At 66.6% G+C, this 17,595-nt stretch carries 10 protein-coding genes; 9 read left to right on the top strand and 1 reads right to left on the bottom strand.

The annotated features are described in order from the left end of the window. Positions 1 to 66: 66 nt before the first annotated feature. From XarjCFBP7645_RS13120 to xylA, 6 genes are all read left to right on the top strand, one after another. Entirely contained in the window at positions 67 to 1,983 is a 1,917-nt protein-coding gene (locus XarjCFBP7645_RS13120) for a sialate O-acetylesterase (protein ID WP_104537793.1), read from the top strand. Between the two features lie 83 nt (positions 1,984 to 2,066). Continuing rightward, a complete protein-coding gene (galD, locus tag XarjCFBP7645_RS13115; RefSeq protein WP_104537945.1) occupies positions 2,067 to 3,737 on the top strand; it encodes a GH35 family beta-galactosidase GalD in 1,671 nt (556 codons plus the stop codon). Positions 3,738 to 3,860: 123 nt separating this feature from the next. Then, positions 3,861 to 6,764 (top strand): TIM-barrel domain-containing protein, encoded by a 2,904-nt coding sequence (locus XarjCFBP7645_RS13110; protein WP_039520831.1) that lies wholly within the window; start codon positions 3,861 to 3,863, stop codon positions 6,762 to 6,764. Positions 6,765 to 6,855: 91 nt separating this feature from the next. Then, positions 6,856 to 9,237: a glycoside hydrolase family 95 protein gene (locus XarjCFBP7645_RS13105; protein WP_181126321.1), complete on the top strand. Its 2,382-nt coding sequence runs from the start codon at positions 6,856 to 6,858 to the stop codon at positions 9,235 to 9,237. Next, positions 9,234 to 10,727, top strand: coding sequence for a xylulokinase (gene xylB / locus XarjCFBP7645_RS13100; RefSeq protein ID WP_016903224.1), 1,494 nt, complete (start codon positions 9,234 to 9,236; stop codon positions 10,725 to 10,727). Before XarjCFBP7645_RS13105 ends, xylB begins: the two co-directional genes overlap by 4 nt. Before the next feature lie 47 nt (positions 10,728 to 10,774). Next, on the top strand, positions 10,775 to 12,112 hold the full coding sequence (gene xylA, locus XarjCFBP7645_RS13095; RefSeq protein ID WP_104537791.1) for a xylose isomerase: 1,338 nt from the start codon (positions 10,775 to 10,777) through the stop codon (positions 12,110 to 12,112). A gap of 69 nt (positions 12,113 to 12,181) precedes the next feature. Here xylA and XarjCFBP7645_RS13090 read toward each other — a convergent pair whose 3' ends face one another. Further along, complete coding sequence (locus XarjCFBP7645_RS13090; protein WP_258078529.1) at positions 12,182 to 13,198, bottom strand: LacI family DNA-binding transcriptional regulator; 1,017 nt, start codon at positions 13,196 to 13,198, stop codon at positions 12,182 to 12,184. Between XarjCFBP7645_RS13090 and XarjCFBP7645_RS21955 the strand changes: the two genes are divergently transcribed. The 3 genes from XarjCFBP7645_RS21955 to XarjCFBP7645_RS13080 all read left to right on the top strand — a co-directional run bounded on the left by XarjCFBP7645_RS21955 (position 13,149) and on the right by XarjCFBP7645_RS13080 (position 17,588). Beyond that, the gene (locus XarjCFBP7645_RS21955; RefSeq protein WP_016903660.1) at positions 13,149 to 13,313 is read left to right on the top strand and encodes a hypothetical protein; all 165 of its coding nucleotides are present in this window, start codon (positions 13,149 to 13,151) and stop codon (positions 13,311 to 13,313) included. The two genes, XarjCFBP7645_RS13090 and XarjCFBP7645_RS21955, sit on opposite strands and share 50 nt — an antisense overlap. Positions 13,314 to 13,431: 118 nt before the next feature. Beyond that, positions 13,432 to 15,627: an alpha-glucuronidase family glycosyl hydrolase gene (locus XarjCFBP7645_RS13085; protein ID WP_104537944.1), complete on the top strand. Its 2,196-nt coding sequence runs from the start codon at positions 13,432 to 13,434 to the stop codon at positions 15,625 to 15,627. Continuing rightward, complete coding sequence (locus XarjCFBP7645_RS13080; RefSeq protein ID WP_104537789.1) at positions 15,624 to 17,588, top strand: sialate O-acetylesterase; 1,965 nt, start codon at positions 15,624 to 15,626, stop codon at positions 17,586 to 17,588. The genes XarjCFBP7645_RS13085 and XarjCFBP7645_RS13080 overlap by 4 nt, the downstream gene beginning before the upstream one ends. Positions 17,589 to 17,595: the final 7 nt, after the last annotated feature.

Below are 17,595 nucleotides of genomic sequence, written 5' to 3'. Positions count from 1 at the left end.
CGAGCATGGCGGCAGGCGCCGTCGCATCGCCGCGCGAGTGGCCGCGCCGCTTCTGGAGATCACTGCATGACCGCTTCCCTTATCCGCCGTGGCTGCCTGTTGGGCCTTGTCCTGGCCAGCCCCGCCGCACTGGCGCAACCGAGTTTGCCGATGTTGTTCAGCGATGGCGCGGTGCTGCAGCGCGACCAGGCGATGCCGGTGTGGGGCTGGGCCGCGCCCAATGCCGCCATCACGGTCAGCTTTGACGGCAAGCATGCCACCGCCAAGGCCGATGCCAGGGGCCAGTGGAAGGTCAGCCTGCCCGCGCACACCGCCGGTGGCCCCTATGTGCTGAGCGTGCAGGGCGACGGCGGCCAGTTGCAGGTGCGCGATGTGCTGGTCGGCGATGTGTGGCTGGCCAGCGGTCAATCGAACATGGAGTGGCCGTTGGCGCAGGCCAGCGATGGCCCGCAGGCGGTGGCCGCCGCCAACGACCCGCAGTTGCGGCACTTCAAGGTGCCCAAGTCGTGGTCGTTGCAGCCGGAAGCGCGCCTGACCGGCGGCGACTGGAAGGCCGCCACGCCGGACAACGCCGGCGAGTTCACTGCGGTCGGCTATTTCTTCGCCAAAGAGCTGCGCACCAGTGCCGGCGTGCCGATCGGCATCGTCAACAGCACCTGGGGCGGCAGCGCGATCGAGGCGTGGATGGATGCAGCCTCGTTGGGCTTGAATGCCGGGCAGAACCAGGGCGCGATCGAGGCGATCAAGCAGCGCGATGCCGCCGCGCGGGCCGCCACCGGCAAGCGCATCGCGCGCTGGCCCAAGGTGGATGGCGAGATGCCGCAGTGGCGCGAAGCGACGTTCGACGACAGCGACTGGGACAGCATCCCGACCACTCAGCAATGGGAGTCCAGCGGCTATGACGGCATGGACGGAATCGCCTGGTATCGCACTACCGTCACCTTGAGCGCTGCCGACGCCAAGACCGGTATCACGCTGGGCGTGGGGCAGATCGACGATTCGGACATCACCTACGTCAATGGCCAGCAGGTCGGCACGACCGAAAAGCAATGGAACCTGCCGCGCGTCTACAGCGTGCCGGCTTCGGCCTTGCATGCAGGGGTCAACCACATCGCGGTGCGGGTGGAAGATCTCAGTGGCGGTGGCGGCATGCACGGTCCGGACGAGCAGCGCTTCGTGCAGACCAGCGCCGGTGCCAAACGCGCGTTGGGCGGCTGGAAGTTCCGCCCGGCCGCCGTGCGCGTGTCGCTGGTCGACAACAAGAATCAGCTGCCCACGCTGCTGTACAACCAGATGATCCATCCGCTGCAGCCGTTCCCGGTCAAGGGCGTGATCTGGTACCAGGGCGAAACCAATGCCAGCGACACCGGCGCGCTGAAGTATCGCCAACAGTTCGCTGCGATGATCCAGCAATGGCGCGCCGAACGCGGCGCGAAAACGCTGCCGTTCCTGTGGGTGCAGCTGGCCAACTTCAAGGCCGGCGGCGACAAGGGCGAGCTGAGCCCGTGGGCACTGTTGCGCGAGTCGCAGTCCAAGACGCTGGCGCTGCCGGCGACCGGGCAGGCGGTGATCATCGATATCGGCAACCCCACCGATATCCATCCCACCAACAAGCACGATGTCGGCCATCGCCTTGCGCTTGCTGCACGTCATGTGGCGTACGGCGAAACGCTGGTGTACAGCGCGCCGGTGTTCGAGCAGGCGCGCTTTGCCCAGGGCCAGGCCGTGCTGAGCTTCGATCTGCAAGGCAGTGCGTTGCAGGCGCATAACGGTGACGAAGTGCAGGGCTTCCGCGTCGCCGGTGCCGACAAACACTTCCATCCGGCCACCGCGCGCATCGAGGGCGATCGGGTGATCGTGCGCAGCGACGCGGTGGCTGCACCGGTCGCGGTGCGCTACGGCTGGAGCGAAAACCCGGACGACGCCAACCTGGTCAATCGCGAACAGCTTCCCGTTTCCCCCTTCCGCACCGATACCTGGTGACACGGAGTCCTATGTCCATGCATTCCCCCGTTGCACGTGTGATCGCTCCTTCCCCTGCACGCCGTTGCCTGCGTCCGCTGCTGCTGTCCGCGCTGACGCTGGCCCTGGCGGCGTGCCAATCCGGCGAGCAGGACGACAAAGCCAAACCGGCCGCAGTCGCACCGACTGCCGGTAGCGCAGCGACCGCGCCTGCCACGGCAGCGGCGCCGGCTGCGCAGACGCCGATGCCGCAGTTCGTCAGCAAGGACGGCAAGCACGCATTGATGGTCGATGGTGCGCCGTTCCTGATCCTGGGCGCGCAGGTCAACAACTCCAGCAACTATCCCGGCGTGATGGACAAGGTGTGGCCGGCGATGCAGGTGCTGGGCCCCAATACCGTGCAGGTGCCGATCGCCTGGGAGCAGGTCGAGCCGGAAGAAGGCAAGTTCGATTTCTCCTTCGTCGATACGCTGCTCACGCAGGCACGCGAGCACAAGGTGCGGCTGGTGCTGCTGTGGTTTGCGACCTGGAAGAACAACGGCCCGGCGTATGCGCCGCATTGGGTCAAGACCGACAACCAGCGCTTCCCACGCGTGGTGACGCGCGAGGGCAAGGCGATCGGGTCGCTGTCGCCGCATGCGCAGGCCACCCTGGATGCCGACCGCAAGGCCTTTGTCGCCTTCATGCAGCATTTGAAGCAGGTCGATCCGCAGCACACCGTGATCATGATCCAGCCCGAGAACGAGCCGGGCACCTACGGCAGCGTGCGCGACTTCTCGCCGATGGCGCAGCAGCTGTTCGACGGCCCGGTGCCGGAAGCGCTGCTCAAGCGCCTGAACAAGCAGCCGGGCAGCTGGGCACAGGTGTTCGGTGCCGATGCGGACGAGATCTTCCATGCCTGGTCGATCGGTCGCTACATCGACCAGGTGGCCGAAGCCGGCAAGGCCGAATACCCGCTGCCGATGTACGTCAACGCCGCACTGCGTGGCCCGTTCAATCCCGGCCAGCCCGGCCAGTACGCCAGCGGTGGCCCCACCGACAACGTGCTGGATGTGTGGAAGGCCGCCGGCCCGCATATCGACCTGCTGGCGCCGGACATCTACATGCCCGAGTACCGTACCTACACCACGGTACTGGAGCGCTACGCTCGCCCGGACAATGCGCTGTTCGTCGCCGAAACCGGCAACCGCCCGGAATACGCGCGCTATCTGTTCCCCGCGCTGGGCCACGACGGCATCGGCTGGTCGGCGTTCGGCATGGACTACACGCGTTATTCCAACTATCCGCTGGGCGCCAAGCACGTCAACGAGGAAACCCTGGCCCCGTTCGCGCTGGGTTTCGAGCTGGTCAAGCGCGGCATGCGTCCGTTCGCCAAAGCCGCGTCCGAAGGCAAGCTGCACGGCACTGCCGAAGAACCCGGCCAGGCGGTGCAGGAGCTGCAGCTCAACGAACGTTGGGGCGCCACCATCACCTACGGCGTGCCGCAGTTCTGGTTCAAGGGCGAACCGCCGGGCAACCCCGAGCCGATCGGCGCGGCCTTGATCGCCGAGCTCGGCCCTGACGAGTTCCTGGTCACCGGATACCACGTGCGCGTGACCCTGCATCCGGCCAGCGAGGCGACCGCCAACATGCTCTACGACCGCGTCGAGGAAGGCGTCTACGACGGCAGCGACTGGAAGTTCGAGCGCAACTGGAACGGCGACCAGACCGATTACGGCGTCAATTTTTCCAGCGCGCCGCAGCTGCTGAAGATCAAGCTGGCCACCTACAAGTAAACCTGCACGGCCACTTGCTGCGCAGCCAGATCGCTGCGCAGCAGGCCGGCTTCCAGGTCGAACGCAATGAACCCATGCGTTGCCGCCCCCGCGGCAGCGTTTCGTAATTCCAAGGGAGTGAACATGCAAACCATCAACCGTTCCGCCGGCCATGCACCTGCCACCCGACGTACACCGCTTGCGCAGTGCCTGGCGTTGTCGCTGGCCTTGCTGGCCAATGCCGCGCACGCGCAGGAAGTGCGCAAGGCCGCCGATGGCGTCACCGTGGTGCCGAGCGCCAAGGGCGCCGCGCCGGTGCGTCTGCAGGTGGTCGATGCCGGCATCATCCGCGTCAGTGCCGACCCGGACGGCGACTTCGCGCGCAGCCCCAGCCTGATGCGCGTGCCGGTGCAGGGCGATGGCAACTTCCAGCTGGCCGAGCAGGGCGACAGCGTGCAGCTAAAGACCGGCAAGGTCACCGCCACCGTGTCCACCGTCGATGGCCATGTCAGCTTCGCCGATGCCAATGGCAAGCCGGTGTTGTCGGAGGTTGCCGGCGGGCGCAGTTTTGCGCCGCTGAAAGTGGAGGGCAAGCAGTACCTGAGCGTGCGTCAGCGCTTCCAGTCGCCCGACGACGAAGCGCTGTACGGCTTCGGCCAGCACCAGCAGGGCTGGATGAACCAGAAGGGCCGCAACATCGAGTTGCAGCAGAACAATATCGACATGGCGGTGCCGTACCTGGTGTCCAGCCGTAACTACGGCCTGCTGTGGGACAACAACTCGATCAGCCGCCTGGGCGACCCGCGCGGCCTGCAGCCGCTGCCCAAGACGTTGAAGTTGTATGACGCCAAGGGCAAGGCCGGTGCGCTGACCGCGCGTTATGCGATCAACGGCAAGCAGATCGTCGAGCGTCGCGAGAGCGAGGTGAACTACCAGTATCTCAGCGACCTGACCAAGTATCCGAAGAAGGCGATCACCAAGGACAAGGACAGCCGCATGCAGGTCACCTGGGAGGGCGAGATCGAAGCGCTCACCGGTGGCGAGCACACCTTCTCGCTGTATTCGAGCGAGTACGCCAAGCTGTACGTGGACGGCAAGCTGGTCGTCGATCGCTGGCGCCAGAACTGGAATCCGTGGAATCACGAGTTCAAGCTGGATCTGGAGCCGGGCACGCGCCACACCGTCAAGGTCGAATGGGACCTGATCGACCCCAGCTACATCGCGCTGCTGCACCGCGACCCGCTGCCGGCCGCCGAAGCGAAGGACCTGTCGCTGTGGTCCGAAGCCGGCCAGATGATCGACTACTACTTCGTCTCCGCCGATTCCTACGATCAGGCTGTGGCCGGCTACCGCGAGCTCACCGGCAAGTCGGTGATGCTGCCCAAGTGGGCCTACGGCTTCTGGCAGAGCCGCGAGCGTTACAAGAGCCAGGACGAGTTGGTCGGCGCAGTGGCCGAATACCGCAAGCGCAAGTTGTCGCTGGACAACATCGTGCTGGATTGGTCGTACTGGCCCGAAAATGCCTGGGGCTCGCACGATTTCGACCCGCAGCATTTCCCCGATCCGGACGGCATGGTCAAGGCGGTGCACGACATGCATGCGCAGATCATGATTTCGATCTGGCCCAAGTTCTATCCCACCACCGCCAACTACAAGGAACTGGACGCGGCCGGTTTCATGTTCAAGCGCAACGTGGAAGTGGGTGAGCTGGACTGGATCGGCAAGGGCTACAAGAACTCGTTCTACGATCCGTATTCGGAAAAGGCGCAGGCGATCTACTGGCGCCAGGTCAACGAAAAGCTCAACAGCAAGGGCTTCGATGCGTGGTGGATGGACGCCGACGAACCGGACGTGCATTCCAACCTGGACATCGGCGAGCGCAAGGCGCGCACCACGCCAAACGCGCTGGGCTCGTCTACCGAATACTTCAATTCCTACCCGCTGCCGCACACCCATGGTGTGTACGTGGGCGACCGTGCGGCCGACGACAAGCGCGTGTTCATCCTCTCGCGCAAGGGCTATGCCGGCACCCAGCGCAATGCGGTGGCAGTGTGGAGCGGCGACATCGTCTCGCGCTGGGACGACATGCGCGACCAGATCTCCGGTGGCGTCAACATGGCGCTGTCGGGCCTGCCCAACTGGACCTTCGACATCGGCGGCTTTGCGGTGGAGAAGCGCTACGAGAACCAGGACCCGGCGCACCTGCCGGAATGGCGCGAACTCAACACGCGCTGGTTCCAGTTCGGCGCATTCGTGCCGATCTTCCGCTCGCACGGCCAGTTCCCGTACCGCGAGATCTGGAACATCGCCCCGGAAGGCACGCCGTTCTACGACAGCATGGCGTACTACAACCGCCTGCGTTACGCGCTGCTGCCGTACATCTACAGCCTGGCCGGCGACACCTATCAGCGCGATGGCGTGATCATGCGCGGCATGATGATGGACTTCCCGAACGACCCCAAGGTCCGCGACATCAACGACCAGTATCTGTTCGGGCCGGCCTTCCTGGTTGCACCGGTGACCCGCTTCGGCGCCACCTCGCGTCAGGTCTATCTGCCGGCCGGCAGCAGCTGGCTGGATTTCGCCACCGGCAAGCGCTACGAAGGCGGCCAGAGCATCGAGGCGGCCGCGCCGATCGAGCGCATGCCGTTGTTCGTGCGCGCCGGTTCCATCGTGCCGACCGGCCCGGTGCAGGAATACGTGGATCAGAAGCCGGATGCGCCGCTCACCGTGGTGGTCTACACCGGTGCCGACGGCCAGTTCTCGCTGTATGAGGACGACGGCAAGGGCTATGGCTACGAGAAGGGCGAGTTCAGCCGCATTCCGCTGAGCTGGAACCAGGCCAAGGGCGAGCTGAGCATCGGCAAGCGCGAAGGCAGCTGGACCGGCATGCAGGCCAAGCGCACCGTCAATGTGCGCTTTGTCGACGGCCCGCGCGAGGACGCCGGTGCGCTGGAGCCCAGGACCGATGCCAGCATCCAGTACGACGGTAATCCGGTCAGCGTGTTGCAGCGCAAGATTGCGTCCGGCAAAGCGCGTCGTCGATGATCGCAACTCGTTGTCAGTCAGTGAGTGCGCAGATGCCGGATCGCCGCAAGGCTAGGGCGTGCAGGTCCGGTCATGCAGCACGGTGGTGCACGTGCTGACCCGCAGGGAAGTCTGCAAGGCAACCGGTGCCGCACTCGCGGCGCTGGGCGCTGCGCCGGCTGCGTCCGCCATTGCTGCGCCGGTCAAGGCTGCCGGCGAGCAATCGTTGCCTGCCGTTGCTGCGGGCGATGCCTTGCAGCTGTGGTACCGCGAACCGGCCAACGAGTGGGTGCAGGCGCTGCCGGTCGGCAACGGCCGGCTGGGCGCGATGGTGTGGGGCGGTATTGCCCACGAGCGCCTGCAACTCAACGAGGACACGCTGTACGCAGGTGGCCCGTACGATGCCACCAGCCCCGACGCGCTGGCGGCCTTGCCACAGGTGCGCGCGCTCGTGTTTGCCGGGCGCTATGCCGAAGCCGAAACCCTGGCCGACGCCAAGATGCTCTCGCGTCCGCTCAAGCAGATGCCGTATCAACCGCTGGGCGATCTGTTGCTGGATTTCGATCGTGCCGACGGCATCAGCGAGTACCGCCGCCAGCTCGATCTGGATACCGGCGTGGCCACCACCACGTTCCGCTCCGGCGGTGCTGTGCACAAGCGCGAAGTGTTCGTGTCGGCGCAGTCGCAATGCATCGTGGTGCGCCTGTCCTGCGATCGGCCACACGCGATTTCCCTGCGCGTGGGCATCGACAGCCCGCAGACCGGCGCGGTCACGGTGGAGCAGGGCGGGCTGCTGTTTAGCGGCCGCAACGGCAGCTTTGCCGGCATCGACGGCAAGCTGCGTTTTGCCTTGCGCGTGTTGCCGCAGGTCAAGGGCGGCACGCTCAGCGGGCTGCGCGACCGCCTGCGCATCGACGCCGCGGATGAAGTGGTGCTGCTGCTCACCGCCGCCACCAGCTACCAACGCTTTGATGCAGTCGATGGCGATCCGCTGGCATTGACCGCAGCAAGCATGCAGAAGGCGGGCAAGCTGGACTACGCCGCAGTGCTGCGTGCGCATCTGGCCGATCACCAGCGGCTGTTCCGGCGCGTGGCGATCGATCTCGGCACCAGCGAGGCGGCGGCACTGCCTACCGACGAGCGCGTGCAGCGTTTTGCGCAGGGCAACGACCCGGCGCTGGCCGCGCTGTATCACCAGTTCGGCTGTTACCTGCTGATCTGCAGCTCGCGGCCCGGCACCCAGCCGGCCAATCTGCAGGGCATCTGGAACGACCTGATGCAGCCGCCGTGGGAAAGCAAGTACACCATCAACATCAACACCGAGATGAACTACTGGCCCAGCGAGGCCAACGCGCTGCACGAGTGCGTCGAACCGCTGGAATCCATGTTGTTCGATCTGGCCAAGACCGGCGCGCGCACCGCACGTGCGATGTACGACGCACCGGGTTGGGTGGTACACAACAACACCGATTTGTGGCGCCAGGCCGGGCCGATCGATGGCGCCAAGTGGAGCCTGTGGCCGATGGGCGGCGTCTGGCTGCTGCAGCAGTTGTGGGACCGCTGGGATTACGGCCGCGACTGTGCCTATCTGGGCAGGATCTACCCCTTGTTCAAGGGCGCGGCGGAGTTCTTCGTCGCCACGCTGGTGCGCGACCCGCAGACCGGCGCGATGGTGACCAACCCGTCGATGTCGCCGGAAAACCAGCATCCGTTCAACGCCGCGCTATGTGCCGGCCCCACCATGGATGCGCAGCTGCTGCGCGATCTGTTCGCCCAATGCATCGCGATGAGCAAGCTGCTCAAGGTCGACGATGCCTTCGCGCAACAGCTGAGCACGCTGCGCGAGCAATTGCCGCCCAACCGCATCGGCAAGGCGGGGCAATTGCAGGAGTGGCAACAGGACTGGGACATGCAGGCACCGGAGATCCATCACCGCCATGTCTCGCATCTGTATGCCTTGCATCCTTCGAGCCAGATCAATCTGCGCGATACGCCCGAGCTTGCCGCTGCGGCCAAGCGCACGCTGGAAACGCGCGGCGATAACACCACCGGCTGGGGTATCGGCTGGCGGCTGAATCTGTGGGCACGGCTGGCCGATGGCGAGCATGCCTACCGCATCCTGCAACTGCTGATCTCGCCCGAGCGCACCTACCCGAATCTGTTCGACGCGCATCCGCCGTTCCAGATCGACGGCAACTTTGGAGGTACCGCCGGCATCACCGAAATGCTGCTGCAAAGCTGGGGCGGCAGCGTGTTCCTGCTGCCTGCCTTGCCCAAGGCATGGCCGCGCGGCAGTGTGCGTGGCTTGCGCGTGCGCGGCGGTGCCAGCGTGGACCTGCACTGGGAGGGCGGCCGCCTGCAGCAGGCACGCGTGCACAGCGAGCGGGGCGGGCGCTATCAACTGTCTTACGCAGGGCAGACCCTGGACCTGGAACTGGGTGCCGGCCGCACCCGGCTGGTGGGCCTCAACAACAACCGATTGGTGACGCAATGAGCTTGTACGTAGGACTGGATGTGGGCACGCAGAGCGTCAAGCTGGTGGCCTACGATCCGCAGGAGCGCGCCGTGGTCGCCACGATCGCCGCGCCGATGGAACTGATCAGCCGCGACGACGGCACCCGCGAACAACAGGCGCAGTGGTGGATCGACGGCATCGTGCATTGCTTCGCGCAGCTCGATGGCGAGCAGCGTGCGCAGGTGCGTGGCATCTCGGTCTCCGGCCAGCAGCACGGCTTTGTGCCGGTGGCCGCCGATGGCAGCGTCACCGCACCGGTGAAGCTGTGGTGCGATACCAGCACCGCACTGGAATGCGAGGAAATCATGGATGCGGTGGGCGGCGCCGCGGGCAGCGTGGCCACCGCCGGCAACCCGATCATGGCCGGCTACACCGCCTCCAAGCTGCCGTGGACGCGCAAGCATCGCCCCGAGGCGTATGCGGCGATGACCACGGTGATGCTGCCGCACGACTACGTGAACTTCTGGCTCACCGGCGAGCGCTTTGCCGAAGTCGGCGATGCCTCCGGCACCGGCTGGCTGGACGTGCGCACGCGGCAGTGGTCCGAGCGCATGCTCGGCGCGGTGGACGCACAACGCGACCTGCGCGAGGCATTGCCGCCGCTGGTGGAGACCGGCGCGGTCTATGCCTTGTCCGACGCAGCCGCCGATGCCTTGAATCTGCCGGCCGGCGTGCGTGTCACCACCGGCGGCGGCGACAACATGATGGCCGCCATCGGCACCGGCAACGTGGTGCCGGGGCGTCTGACCATGAGCCTGGGCACTTCGGGCACCTTGTTCGCCTACGCCGATCACCCGGTGGTGGACGACGAGGCACGCTGGGCCGCGTTCTGCTCGTCCAGCGGCGGCTGGCTGCCGCTGATCTGCACCATGAACTGCACCGTCGCCACCGAGGCGGTGATGCGCATGTTCTCGATAACCCGCGAACAGACCGACGCCTTGATCGCCAGCACCACGCCCGGCGCCGATGGCCTGGTACTGCTGCCGTTCTTCAACGGCGAGCGCACCCCGGACTTGCCGGCCGCCCGCGGCTGCCTGTTCGGCATGGACCTGCACAACACCACCCCGGCGCATTTCTACCGCGCCGCGATGGAAGGGGCGACCTACAGCCTGCGCAACGGCTTCGATGCCTTCGTTGCGGCGGGTCTGCAGTTCGACACCATCCTGCTCACCGGCGGCGGCAGCAAGAGCGCGCAGTGGCGGCAGATGGTGGCCGATATCTTCAACCTGCAGGTCGTGGTGCCGACCCAGCCCGAAGGCGCTGCCTTCGGTGCCGCGCTGCAGGCCTTGTGGGCCTGCGATCGCGATGACGGCGGTACGCACGCGTTGTCGGATGTGGTGCTGGAGCATCTGCAGGTCGACGACAGCCTGTCGGCGCGCCCGGATCCGCAGCGCGTGGCCCAGTATCAGCAGCACTACCAGCACTTCCTCAAGCACCTGCATGTGGTCAGCCCGCTCTACGCCGGCTGATCGACACGCTTTCTACAACTCCCCCAGCAGCAAGGACATTCCACCCCATGAGCAACACCGTCTACATCGGCGCCAAGGAATATTTCCCCGGTATCGGCAAGATCGGCTTCGAAGGCCGCGACTCGGACAACCCGCTGGCGTTCAAGGTCTACGACGCCAACAAGCAGATCGGCGACAAGACCATGGCCGAGCATCTGCGCTTTGCCGTGGCCTACTGGCACAGCTTCTGCGGCAACGGCGCCGATCCGTTCGGCCCGGGCACGCGCGCGTACCCGTGGGATATCGGCAACACCGCGTTGAATCGCGCCGAAGCCAAGGCCGATGCCGCGTTCGAGTTCTTCACCAAGCTCGGCGTGCCGTACTACTGCTTCCACGACATCGACCTGTCGCCCGATGCCGACGACATCGGTGAGTACCAGAGCAACCTCAAGCACATGGTCGGCATCGCCAAGCAGCGCCAGGCCGACACCGGCGTCAAGCTGCTGTGGGGCACCGCCAACCTGTTCTCGCACCCGCGTTACATGAATGGTGCGTCGACCAACCCTGATTTCAATGTCGTCGCGCGTGCGGCGGTGCAGGTCAAGGCCGCGATCGATGCCACCGTCGAGCTGGGCGGCGAAAACTACGTGTTCTGGGGCGGCCGCGAAGGCTATGCCTGCCTGCACAACACCCAGATGAAGCGCGAGCAGGACAATATGGCGCGCTTCCTCACCCTGGCGCGCGACTACGGCCGCGCGATCGGCTTTACCGGCAACTTCCTGATCGAGCCAAAACCAATGGAGCCGATGAAGCACCAGTACGACTTCGACAGCGCCACGGTGATCGGCTTCCTGCGCCAGCACGGCCTGGACCAGGACTTCAAGCTCAACATCGAAGCCAACCACGCCACGCTGTCGGGCCACAGCTTCGAGCACGACCTGCAGGTGGCATCCGATGCCGGCCTGCTGGGCAGCATCGATGCCAACCGCGGCAACCCGCAGAACGGCTGGGACACCGATCAGTTCCCGACCGACCTGTACGACACCGTCGGCGCGATGCTGGTGGTGCTGCGTCAGGGCGGGCTGGCACCGGGCGGGCTGAACTTCGATGCCAAGGTGCGTCGCGAGTCGTCCGACCCGCAGGATCTGTTCCTGGCGCATATCGGCGGCATGGACGCGTTTGCACGCGGGCTGGAAGTGGCCAATGCGCTGCTGACCTCCTCGCTGCTGGAGCAGTGGCGCGCCGAGCGTTACGCCAGCTTCGACAGCGGTGCGGGCGCGGACTTCGCCAACGGCAGCAGCACGCTGGTGGATGTGGCCAAGTACGCCGCCGGTAACGCACCCAAGCAGCTCAGCGGCCGTCAGGAAGCCTACGAGAACCTGATCAACCAGTATCTGACGCGTTGATGTTGTGCCGATGGTCGCCTGCACGCGCAGGCGATCACCGGCAGCCTGCGCGCACAACCGCGTGCGGTGTCATTGCTGTTCCGTTGCATCCGGCGCTGCCGGTGCGGCCACCGAATCCCGCTTGACCAGCAGGTGCGCGACCACATGATCGACCATCTTCGCCGTGCGCTCCTTGGCGCGAATCGTCTTCAGCAGGATGTCCAGCGCAGCGTCGGCCATGGCGGCGATGGGCTGCTGCACGGTGGTGAGTTCTGGCCATACCGCAGTGGCCGCGGAGGTGTCGTCGAAGCCGACCACCGACAGATCGCGCGGCACATCCAGCCCGCGCCGATGCGCGACCGAGATCGCGGCGGCGGCCATGTCGTCGTTGCTGGCGAAGATGGCGCTGGGGCGGCGTTTGCGCGCCAGCAGTTTTTCCGCAGCGACCAGGCCGGATTTGTAGGTGTAGTCGCCCGGCTGCACCAGATGCCGATCCAGCCGCAGGCCCGCATCGGCCAGCGCCGCCTGGAACCCTTCGAAGCGACGCGTGCTGGCGGACAGGTTGGGATGCCCGGCGATGTAGCCGATACGCGTGTGGCCCTGCGCGATCAGATGCTCGGTGATCTCCTTGGCGGCGGCGAATTCGTCGATGCGCACGCAGGCCACATCCGGACTGAAGTGGTTGGAGGCGATCGCCACCACCGGCACCTTGGCGCGTACCAGTTCCAGTACCGCGGCCTTGGATTCGCACAGCGGCGGCGGCAGGATCACCCCGGCCACGCCCTTGGCGAGCTTGCGCGCGGCACGGCGCTCGGCGTCGGCATCCAGGTCGTCCCAGCAATCGATCACCAGCTGGATCGGCGTGCGCGAGGCAACCCGCAACACGCCCAGCAGCAACTCACGCAGGTAGGCACCGCTGGGATCGCTGTAGATCAACGCGATGCGCGTGCTCTGCGCGGCGGCCAGGGCGCTGGCCGCCAGATTGGGCGTGTAACCCAGCTTGTCGACCGCGCGCAGCACGCGTGCGCGGGTGGCATCGCGCACGCTGCCGTTGTTGTTGACCACGCGCGAGACCGTCATCGGCGAAACCTTCGCCAGCGCCGCCACCTCGTCGATGGTGGTCGCGCGGCTGGTGCGGCGGACCGATTTCCTGACCTTCTCCAAGCGTGGCCTCTTCAAGTGGGTGGCGAACCTGCACGATGCACACAACCCGCTGCAATAACGCAAGCGTCGACTGCGTGCGTGACGATGCGACGCATGGTACCGGGAAGCAGGCAGAGCGGCGATACGCCGCCGCGTGCGGCGATGTCGCTGGAGCATGCCGCATGAGCGCGCGTGCAATGCGGCGCTGCGTCGCGTATTGCGCTGCATTGGCGCATCCGTGGTGGCTGGCGATGACGCTGCTGTGTGGATTGATGCTGGCCAGTGCCGGCGCGCGGGCCGAGGACGGCTACGAGTTATGGTTGCGCTACCACCGGATGGCTGACGCGGCGCAGTTGCGTGGCAGCGCAAGCGAGTTGATCGTCGCCGGCGACTCGCCGAGTCTGCAGGCTGCACGCGAGGAATTGCAGCGTGGACTGTCGGGCCTGCTTGGTGCTGCGCCGCAGTCGTCCGCCACGGTCACACGCGATGGTGCGATCTTGCTGGGTGCGGCCGCAGCGCCGCAGATCGCGGCGTTGAACCTGCAGACCGCCGGCCTGGGCCGCGAGGGCTATCTGATCCGCAGTGTCCGCGCGGACGGGCATCGCATCACCGCCATCGTCGGCGGCAGCGATATCGGTGCGCTGTATGGGGCATTCCACTTCCTGCGCCTGCTGCAGACCGGCCAGTCGCTGGCCGCGCTGGACCTGCGCGAGTCGCCGCGGTTGCAACTGCGCATGCTCAACCACTGGGACAACCTGGACGGGGTGGTCGAGCGCGGCTACGCCGGCGCCTCGTTATGGAACTGGCAGACCCTGCCGGGGTATCTGGATCCGCGCTATACCGACTACGCGCGCGCCAATGCATCGCTGGGCATCAACGGCAGCGTGCTCAACAATGTCAATGCCAAGGCCTGGAGCCTGACGCCGCAGTATCTGGACAAGGCGGCGGCACTGGCCAAGGTGTTTCGTCCCTACGGCATCCGGGTGTTTCTCAGCGCGCGTTTCAGCGCGCCGATCGAGATCGGTGGCCTGAAGACCGCCGACCCGCTGGATCCGCAGGTGCGGCAGTGGTGGCGCAACAAAGCCGACGAGATCTATGCACGCATTCCGGACTTCGGCGGTTTGTTGGTCAAGGCCAACTCCGAAGGCCAGCCCGGCCCGCAGGACTACGGGCGCAGCCATGCCGATGGCGCCAATCTGCTGGCCGACGCGCTGGCGCCGCACGGGGGCGTGGTGATGTGGCGCGCGTTCGTCTATTCGCATGCGCAGCCGGACGATCGCGCCAAGCAGGCGTACAGCGAGTTCCTGCCGCTGGATGGCCAGTTCCGCGACAACGTGATCGTGCAGGTCAAGAACGGGGCGATCGACTTCCAGCCGCGCGAGCCGTTCCATCCGCTGTTCGGCGCGATGCGCAAGACGCCGTTGATGCCGGAGTTCCAGATCACCAAGGAGTATCTGGGCTTTTCCACCCATCTGGCCTACCTGGGCACGCTGTTTGCCGAAACCCTGCAGGCCGACACCCATGCGCGCGGCAAGGGCTCGACGGTGGCCAGGACCGTGGATGGCAGCCTGTTCAAGGATGCCGGCCGCACGCGGCTGACCGGCATTGCCGGGGTGGCCAACATCGGTGCGGACCGCAACTGGAGCGGCTCGATCTTCGATCAGGCCAACTGGTATGCGTACGGGCGGCTGGCGTGGAACCCGCAATTGTCGCCGCAGGCAGTCGCGCAGGAGTGGGTGCGCATGACGTTCTCCAACGATGCTGACGTGGTGACGCCCGTGGTCGACATGCTGCTGCGCTCGCGCGAAGCGGTGGTGGACTACATGACCCCGCTCGGCCTGCATCACCTGATGGGGCGCGGCCATCACTACGGCCCAGCACCGTGGGATGCGGGCAGCGAGCGCCCAGACTGGGACCCGGTCTACTACCACCGCGCCGACCGTAACGGCATCGGTTTCGATCGCAGTGCCAGCGGCAGCAATGCGGTGGCGCAATACGCCAAGCCGGTGGCACGCGTGTTCGGCGATGTGCAGCGTGTGCCGGAGCATTACCTGCTGTGGTTCCACCATGTACCCTGGGAGCACCGCATGGCCTCCGGACGGCCGCTGTGGGACGAGCTGGTGTGGCGTTACGACCACGGCGTGGACGAGGTGCGTGCCATGCGCGCGACTTGGCAGGGCCTGGCCGGCAGGATCGATCCGCCGCGTTACCGGCAGGTGGCCAGTTTCCTGGCGATCCAGCAGGACGAAGCGCAATGGTGGCGCGATGCCAGCATCGCCTACTTCCAGAACGTGTCCGGGCGGCCGTTGCCGGCCGGCACGGCGCCACCGGCGCATCCGTTGGCGTATTACCAGGCATTGCAGTTTCCGTATGCGCCGGGGAATCCGAAATGAGCGCGCGCAGTTCGACGGTCGTCATGGCAGCGCTCTGCGCAGCGCTGCTGCCGCGCCTGGCGCAGGCGGCCGACGCGCCGTTGCTGCATGCGCTGTTTCAGGAGCATGTGGTGTTGCAGCGCGATGCGCCGATCCGCGTGTGGGGCGATGCACCCCCTGGCACGCGCGTGAGCGTGCAACTGGATGCGCAGCAGGTGCAGGCACGCGCAGATCGGCAAGGCCACTGGGAAGCGCGCCTGCCTGCGCACGCCGCAGGTGGCCCGTACACCTTGAGCGCACGCACCAGCACCGGTGTGACGCAGCAGGTCGACGACGTGCTGATCGGCGACGTGTGGCTGTGCTCGGGCCAGTCCAACATGGAATTGCAGGTGCATCGCACCTTGGATTCACGCAGCGAGATTGCCGATGCCGACAACCCGCGCATCCGCATGTTCAAGGTGCCGGCGCAGTCCAGCCCGACGCCGCAGCGCCGCTTCGGTGGCACTGCCGCATGGCAGCGCACCACGCCGGAGACGGTGAAGGAGTTTTCTGCGGCCTGCTATTACTTCGCGCGTGAGTTGCAGAAGACCGTCGATGTGCCGATGGGCCTGATCAATGCCTCCTGGGGCGGCTCGCAACTGCAGGCCTGGATCGGCGACAAGGCACTGCGCGCTGCCGGCGACGACGGCCCGGCGCTGGATGTACTGGCGCGTTATGCACGCGACCCGGTGGATGCCGCGCCGCAGTGGGGCGCGCTGTGGGAGGCCTGGTGGCATGCGCACGGCGAAGGCGAGCCCTGGCAAGCGGATGCGCCCGGCGCCTGGCAAACCGCACCGGCGGCATTGGGCGCATGGGACGACTGGGGCGTGCCGCAGCTGGTCGGGTTCAACGGCATGGTCTGGTACCGCACCAGCGTGGAGCTGACGCCGGCGCAGGCCGCACAGGACGCCAGCTTGCTGCTCGGGCCGGTGGACGAGCTGGACCAGACCTGGGTCAACGGGCGCGGCGTGGGCAGCAGTTACGGTGCCGACCAGCCGCGTCGCTACAGCGTGCCGCGCGGCCGCCTGCATGCCGGGCGCAACAGCATCGTGCTCAATGTGCTCAACACCTATCGGCGCGGTGGGCTGCTGAGCGATGCGCAATCGCGTGCGCTGCAGTTCGCCGATGGCAGCACGCTGCCCCTGGATGCGCCCTGGCAGTACCGCATCGTGCCGCCGCAACTGGGCTCGCCACCGCGCGCGCCGTGGTCGTCGGCGGCCGGGCTGACCACCTTGTACAACGGCATGATCGCCCCGCTCGGCCAGCTCGGCCTGCGTGGCGTGCTGTGGTACCAGGGGGAATCCAATGCCGGCGATGCGGTGCATTACCCGGCCTTGCTCGCTGCATGGCAACGCGATTGGCGGCAGCGCTTCGGTGCGCAGTTGCCGCTGCTGATCGTGCAACTGGCCAACTATGGCGCGCCGCCCACCCAGCCGGTCGACAGCGGCTGGGCGCAACTGCGCGAGGCACAGCGCCGCTTCGTCGCCAACGATGCGCATGCGGGCCTTGCGGTGGCGATCGACATCGGCGACCGCTACGACATCCATCCGGCCAACAAGCAGGAGCTGGGCCGGCGCCTGGCGCGCGCGGCAAGGCGTGCGGTGTATGGCGAAGCGCTTGCGCCCTCCGGCCCGGTGCCGCGCGGCGCCCAGCGCGAAGCCGACAGCGTGCGCATCGCCTTCGACGATGTGGACACCGCCTTGCTCAGCTATGGCGCCGATGCGCCGATCGGGTTCGAGCTGTGCGGCGCCGCGCCCAACAGCTGTCGCTATGCCGTTGCCAGCTTGCACGACCACACCATCAGCCTGCGCATTCCCACCGGCCTGGCCGTCACGCGCGTGCGCTACTGCTGGGCCGACAGCCCGGTGTGCACCCTGTACGACCGCAGCGGCCTGCCGGCCGGCCCATTCGAACTCCCCCTCACTGCTGCCACTTCTCCCTGAGCGAGAC

The organism is Xanthomonas arboricola, from assembly GCF_002940665.1.
In the GTDB taxonomy this organism is placed as follows: domain Bacteria; phylum Pseudomonadota; class Gammaproteobacteria; order Xanthomonadales; family Xanthomonadaceae; genus Xanthomonas; species Xanthomonas arboricola_B.
The sequence above is the reverse complement of the archived record's forward strand: the minus strand, read 5'-3'. Positions and strand labels throughout refer to the sequence as shown.